The organism is Armatimonadota bacterium (assembly GCA_020354555.1).
Taxonomy (GTDB): domain Bacteria; phylum Armatimonadota; class Hebobacteria.
Window position 1 is genome coordinate 769,977 of record CP070648.1, and the last position, 6,718, is coordinate 776,694.

Annotated in this window: 7 protein-coding genes; 3 read left to right on the plus strand and 4 right to left on the minus strand. The window is 67.8% G+C overall.

Features of this window, described 5'->3' with window-relative positions; genetic code table 11:
- Nucleotides 1–58: 58 nt before the first annotated feature.
- On the plus strand, nt 59–1,717 hold the full coding sequence (locus JSV65_03150; protein ID UCH35362.1) for a cobalamin B12-binding domain-containing protein: 1,659 nt from the start codon (nt 59–61) through the stop codon (nt 1,715–1,717).
- 38 nt (nt 1,718–1,755) lie between these two features.
- Here JSV65_03150 and JSV65_03155 read toward each other — a convergent pair whose 3' ends face one another.
- A complete protein-coding gene (locus JSV65_03155; GenBank protein UCH35363.1) occupies nt 1,756–2,004 on the minus strand; it encodes a type II toxin-antitoxin system HicA family toxin in 249 nt (82 codons plus the stop codon).
- Nucleotides 1,994–2,224 carry a type II toxin-antitoxin system HicB family antitoxin gene (locus tag JSV65_03160; GenBank protein UCH35364.1) on the minus strand — a complete coding sequence of 77 codons (231 nt, stop codon included), beginning with the start codon at nt 2,222–2,224 and terminating at the stop codon, nt 1,994–1,996. Before JSV65_03160 ends, JSV65_03155 begins: the two co-directional genes overlap by 11 nt.
- Nucleotides 2,225–2,484: 260 nt before the next feature.
- Between JSV65_03160 and JSV65_03165 the strand changes: the two genes are divergently transcribed.
- On the plus strand, nt 2,485–3,933 hold the full coding sequence (locus JSV65_03165) for a hypothetical protein (protein UCH35365.1): 1,449 nt from the start codon (nt 2,485–2,487) through the stop codon (nt 3,931–3,933).
- A gap of 213 nt (nt 3,934–4,146) precedes the next feature.
- The gene (locus JSV65_03170; GenBank protein ID UCH35366.1) at nt 4,147–4,434 is read left to right on the plus strand and encodes a hypothetical protein; all 288 of its coding nucleotides are present in this window, start codon (nt 4,147–4,149) and stop codon (nt 4,432–4,434) included.
- Between the two features lie 7 nt (nt 4,435–4,441).
- Here JSV65_03170 and JSV65_03175 read toward each other — a convergent pair whose 3' ends face one another.
- Nucleotides 4,442–5,866: a hypothetical protein gene (locus JSV65_03175; protein UCH35367.1), complete on the minus strand. Its 1,425-nt coding sequence runs from the start codon at nt 5,864–5,866 to the stop codon at nt 4,442–4,444.
- An 18-nt stretch (nt 5,867–5,884) separates the two neighbouring features.
- Nucleotides 5,885–6,718 (minus strand): hypothetical protein (locus JSV65_03180; protein UCH35368.1); only part of this gene is annotated, 834 nt, incomplete at its 5' end.

Below are 6,718 nucleotides of genomic sequence, written 5' to 3' on the forward strand. Positions count from 1 at the left end.
CCGCCGACGACGACGGGTATGAACAACGCAGGCTAACATCCGCAAAAGGCCCATTGCCATGTCAAAGATCATCGGCGCTGCTATAGGCAACTGCGTTCACGTCGCCGGCGTGCTGTCGTTTCTCAACCTTGCCCGCCGCCTCGGCCACGACACGGAATTCCTCGGCGCAGCCGTGAGCGTGGATGACCTCATCCGCGCCATTCGCGAGCGCGACCCCGACATCGTCGCCGCGAGCTATCGTCTCACGCCGGAGGTCGCGCGCGAGCTGTTCGCGGACCTCGCGCGCCGGGTAAGAGATGAAGGCCTGGAGCGCAAGCGCTACGTCGTCGGCGGCACGCCGCCGGTGTGCGAGGTAGCGAACGAGACGGGGCTGTTCGAAGCCGCGTTCTCCGGCGCCGAGGGTCCCGAGGAAGTCATCGCCTACCTGCGCGGCGAGCACCTTGCGCGCACGCCGGAGGATTACGGAACCACGCTCCTCGAACGCCTGGAGCGCAAGGCCCCATACCCCTTGCTGCGCCACCACTACGGCCGTCCCACCGTCGAGGAAACCGTCCGCGGCGCGCGGCAGATCGCCGAAGCGCGCGTCCTCGACGTGCTTTCCATCGGCCCCGACCAGAACGCCCAGGAGCATTTCTTCCGCCCCGAGGAAATGAAGGATGAGCTGTCCGGGGCCGGCGGCGTGCCGCTGCGCTCGCCCGACGACCTGCGTGCGATCTACGAAGCGACCCGCACCGGCAACTATCCCCTGCTGCGCATCTACTCCGGCACCCGCGACCTCGTCAAATGGGCGGAAGTGGCGACCGACACCATCCACAACGCCTGGGCCGCCATCCCGCTCTGTTGGTACAACACCCTCGACCGCCGCGCCGACCGCCCGCCGGAGCAATCCATCGCCGAGAACCAGCAGGCCATCCGCTGGTACGCCGAGCGCGGCATCCCGGTCGAGTTGAACGAGCCGCATCACTGGAGCCTGCGCGAGGCGCACGACGCGCTCTCCGTCGCCATGGCCTACGTGGCGGCGTATAACGCCAAGGCTCTGGGCGTTCGTCATTACGTCTCGCAGTATATGTTCAATACCCCGGCGACGATGTACGCCGCGATGGATCTGGCGAAGATGCTCGCCCAGGCCGAGGCGGTCGAGAGCTTGCATGACGACGGCTTCGCCAGCATCCGCCAGACGCGGGCCGGCCTGCTCCATTTCTCAACCGACCCGGATATCGCCAAGGGCCAGCTCGCGTCGTCCACCGTCGTCCAGCTTGCCCTCGATCCGAGGATCATCCACGTCGTCGGCTTCTGCGAGGGCGATCACGCGGTGACGGCGGAGGAACTCATCGAGAGCTGCCGCATCGCCGACGGGGTGCTGCGCAACTGCCTGGCCGGCATGGCCAACCTCAAGGCCGACCCGGCGGTGCACGCCCGCAAGCAGCATTTGCTGCGGCAGGCCGAGGTCACCGTTGCCGCCATTCGCGCGCTGGGCGATGGAGAAACCGACGCGCTCATAGGCCCGGCGACTCTCGCGCGCGCAATCCGCGACGGCATATTCGACGCGCCGCATCTCTGCGGCAACCCCGATGCCGCCGGCCGCCTCGCCACCCAGGCCATTGACGGCGCCATCGAGCCGATTGACCTCGACACCGGCAAGCCCATCACCGAGGAACAGCGCGTCGAGCGCGTCCTCGGCCGCGTCCCGGAAATGCAAGACCGGCTTTCGTACTGAGCGGCGCGGGATTCGCATTGGCCGCGGCGAGACGCCAATCAGTCAGAGTAGAAATGCGGCCGCAGTTCGTTCTCGGGGATATACTGCGAGGCTTGCCTGAAGATGGCTCGCAAGGTGCCTGGATCGAGTTCGGGATGTACTGGTACCACGAGCGTCTCCCTCTCGCCGCCCGGCCCCACCCTCCTCAACTTCACATGGCTACCGCGCTGCGAGAGGATGGCGAAACCGAAGCGCGCCAGTGCCGCGACAACCTGTCGTCCGGAAAGGCGACGCAGCCTACCTGGCATGGACAAGCGGCTCCGTTTCCAGTGTCACGAGGAGGGACGGATCGGGCGCGAGATCGAAATCCGCCGGATCTTCCCCTTGCAGGAACAGCGCCACTGCCTCTTCGAGATTCGCTACGGTCTCGTCCAGCGTCTTGCCCTGCGTTACGACACTGATCTCGAGGCATTCCGCCACATAGTGTGTTTCGCCCTTCGTGATGAATGCCTTGATCGTTCGCCGCATACCTGCCTCCCTGGGCGAGGCTGACAAACCGCTGACCGCCAACTCGGAGCGACGGCAGCGATCGGCACAGCCAGGCGTATTTGCTCTGTTCGCCGCGTTCGCTCCGTCTCCTGTCTTCCGCCCGCTCGCGGCACGCGGTCGTCCTCTGCGCCGCGCAATCCGCCGTCCACGCGGCAGGACATCCGGCGGGTTCACGCCAAGAACACGGACGGCAGGCCCGCACCCCAGATTCCCGCAGGCCAGCAGAGCAGGGAGGGCGCATGGTATCAGCTATTCCGCTCAGCGTTGTCATCGCGCTCGCGGCGCTATTTGCGATGGCCGCCGGCGCCGATCCCCTCCGCATCGGCAGGGAACGCCAACTGTTCGTTGACGACTATGTCATCGAGAGCATGGACGGCCTGCGCCGCACGGTGCATCAGTGGCAGAAGCACCCCGACAATCCGGTCCTGCGCGCCGAGATGCCCTGGGAGGGCGGGGGAACGTATGCCCTTGCCTACGGCAGCGCCCTCTTCGACGAGCAAGAGCAGCTCTTCAAGATGTGGTACTGGGCGCCCCACGATGGCGGCGAGGCGATGCTCTACGCGACGTCCCGCGACGGGGTGCACTGGGAGCGGCCTGACCTCGGCCTGTTTGAGTTCCACGGCAGCCGCGACAACAACATCTGCGTGGTCAGCGCGTCGGGCGACATGGAGACCTACGGCTGCTTCAAGGATCTCGACGACCCCGATCCGGCCCGCCTCTATAAGGCGCTGTTGTGGGAGCGGGTCGCGCCGGGAACCTGGGGCGAGAACGACCCGCCGGAGAAGCTCGGCGGCGTGTGGACCGCGACCTCGCCCGACGGCATCCACTGGACCAAGTCGCGCCGGCCCGTCGTGCCGCACCCCCCGGCGGGCGATACCGTCGGCTTCCTCGACTCCCGCGCCGACGGGCGCTACGTCGGCTTCGTCAAGATCCAGACCGACCGCGGCCGCTCGCGCGCCATCATGGAGAGCGACGACTTCGAGACCTGGAGCGAACCGCGCCTCATTTTCGCCAGCGACGACGAGGACGACCAGCCCTGCGACGTCTACAACAACACCGCCTTCAGCTACGAGGGGCTGTATCTGGGCTGGCTCCAGATGTACTACCACCACCAGGACCCGTATCGCCGCCGCCTCGAGGTCGAACTGATCTACAGCCGCGACGGGCGGGAGTGGCATCGCATGCCGGGGCGCGAATCGGTCCTGCCCGTCGGCCCGGACGGCGCATGGGATCGCACCAACCAGTCCCCCGCCAACGGCAGGCCGATCCGCGTCGGCGACCGGCTCTACATGTATTACGGCGGACGCACCTACTACCACCCGCCGTACAAAGGCGGAGAAGGCCGGTGCAGCATCGGCCTGGGAACGCTGCGCGTTGACGGCTTCGTCTCCCTCGACGCGAACCCGTTCGGCGGGACGATGACCACGAAGCCGGTGCTCCTCCAAGGCTCGCGCCTATATGTCAACTGCGCGTCCGATTGGGGGCATCTGCGGGTGGAAGTGCTCGGCGAGGACGGTGAGCCTCTGCCCGGCTGCGCGCGCGAGGACTGCGACGATATCAGGGCCGACGGTGTGCGGCTGCCGGTGTCGTGGCGCGGAAATGCGGACCTCGGCGTGCTCCAGGACCGCCCCGTTCGCCTCCGCTTCCACCTCCAGAACGCGCGCCTCTACTCCTTCTGGGTGGAATAGATGGCCGCCGCAATGAGAGAGGGCAGGGCGCCACGGAGTCACATCGCGGCGCCCTCCATTATGCACATGTCATGCTGAGCGAGGCGCGAGCACTCGCAAAGCGCCGAGCGAAGACTTGTCCTGAGCAGAGCCGAAGGAATCTCGGTCCCGGCGCATGCGATCGGACTGTACTGTGGAATCGTATTGGATGCCGCTTGTCCGGCAAAGGGCACCATGAAACGCCCGCTGCAGGTCACGCCCGACGACCTCCCGCCAGCCTTGGAGCCGAAGCGCCGGCGCGCTGAGAAGGCGCTCGGCATGCCCGTTCGCGTGCGCGGCGTCCGGACGCGCCACAAATCCTTCCGCGGCCGCACGGTACTCCGCCAGGGCTGCGTCATCGTCGAGTATCAGGTTGCCGCCGCGGGCTACTTCTGGCACGTCCCGATCATCGAGGAAATCCTCGACCGCCTCGCCGCCGGCGAAACCGAAATCCACCTGGAGCGGGGCGAGCCGCCGCGCTGACGCCTGCTCAGTCCCCCCGCTTGCTCAGCGCCCATGCCACCAGGCCGGTGAGCACCACCGCCGCCACCGTGAACGCGGCCTCGACCACGAACTGCCCCGTCTGTCGCGTCGCCATCCGCGCCACCAGGTCTTTCGCGCGCTCCCCCGCCGGCAGCGCGGGCTGGCGCGGCTCGTCCAGCCCAAGCACGTCGTGAGTCAGCAGCATCTTGACGTGCGACATGATGGTCTGACCCCACGCGTCCGCGAGGAGCCCGATCGCCGACGCCCGGCGCGTTCCGTCGCGCTGGAGCAAGGCCAGCATTGCCGCCAGCGCCGCCATCGCGCCGATCCCTTTGAGCACTCCCCGTGTGTAATCCGGGATCACGTCATTCATCTCAATCGTGCGCCAGTGCTCCACCGTGTCCTTCGCGGTGTACCCGTGCACCAGCGGCAGCGTCTCCAGCCACGCGGCGAGGTCGCACGCAAAAGCATCGGCGAGGGCGAGCCCGCCCACGACCATCGAGTCCATCCCGTGTCCCGTCCACGGCCGTTCGCGCAGGTGGTCGTACAGCACGTAATGTCCGGCGGCGCGGGCGATTGCTTTCTCCGCGAACGGGTAGCGCCTGCGCGGCGGCAGCGCACCGCTCGCGGACTCGGCGATCATCATCCCCGCGCCGAGATACGTCCCGGCGATGAGGCCGAACGTCGTCTCCATCACCTTCCACCAGCCCACGTACTTGAAGACACCCTCGCGCAACTGCTTCCCGGTGCCCCAGGCCTGCACTGCCTGCCCGCCGGCGAATCCCGCGGCGCCGCCGAGGATACCGTACGCGCCCATGATGAGCGTCCGCGTGTCGCGCTTGACCAGCGCGTAGCCGAGCAGCCCGAGTAGTGCAAACCACTGCCCCGCCCATACCTCCGGCCGCGGCTTGTCCGCGGCGCGGCCGGAGAAGTAGATGCGCGGCAGGTTATCCGGCGGCTCGTGCGGGCGATTGACCATCTCCACGCCGAGATGCCACAGCGCGGTGCTCTGCGCGGTCAGCCACATCATCTCCAGCGGGCCGTAATCCCGGTCGCTCGCCGCCATGCCGAGATATGTCCCGCTCAGCCCGATCCACGCCCCGCCCTTGACCGCGCAGCCCAACAATCCCCACCAGTACGTCTCCGCGCGCGTCGGTCCGTGACTCAGGCCGAGCGTCTGGCCGTAGGTCTCGGTGCCGCCAAATGACGTCCCCATCGCGCCCGCCGCGCCGAGCAGCCCCGTTCGGCGGTGCACCTCCGGATCGGCGGACGTGAACGCCAGCGACAGGCCCGCCAGCGAGCCGGGTATCATCGCCCCGCGTTCATGCCCAATCTGCCCCCGGATGCCCCAGCCCAGCCACATCGCCACGCCGGGAATCGCCAGCCGCAGGCACGGCGACAGCTCGTCGCGTTTCGCTAGATCAGTTCTCATGGTCCTTCCGTTGACTCCTCAATCTCCCCGCTTGCTCAGCGCCCACGCCGCCAGACCCGTCAGCAGTACCGCCACCACGGTGAACGCCGTCTCGGTCGCGAACTGCCCGGGGCGGCGCTGCTTCGAGCCCTCAGCGACCCGCTTGACGACCTCGGCCGCCGGCAAGGCCTTGGGCTCTTCCTCACCGGCCTCGAACATCTCCCGGTCGAGCAGCATCTTCACGTGCGACAGCATGGACTGCCCCCACGCCGCGAGCAGCATCCCGATCGCTGCCGGCCACCTGCTCCCGCTGCCCTGCGCGCGCGCCAGCAGCGGCGACAGCGCGGCCATCACCGCCGCCGCGATGCCCGACCACCGCGTCAGGATCGGTATCGGCTCCTCCCACTTCGCCTCATTGCGCCAGTATTCGATGGTGTCCTTCGTCGTGTACGCGTGAACCAGCGGCAGCGCATCCAGCCACGCCGATGTGTTGCACGCGAAGGCATTGGCCATCGCCGCGTTGCCGATCACCATCGAATCCATCGCGCGTTCCGTCCACGGCCGGTCCTGAAGATGCTCCGCCAGCGCGTAGTATCCCGCCGCGCGCCCGATCGTGCTCTCCAGCGCGGATATGTCCTTGCGCGGGCGCAGCCGTCTGCCCGCCGCCTCGGTCATCATCAACCCCGCGCTCAGATACGCGCCCGCGATCAGCCCGAACCCCGTCTCCATGATCTTCCAGATGTCAACATAATGGCGGAACCAGTCCGGCATGTCGTCGCGCCGCGCCTGCAGCGCCGCCTGAACCGCCTGTGCCCCGGCGAACCCCGCCGCGCCGCCGAGTATCCCGTACGCCCCCATGATCGCGGCGCTGCG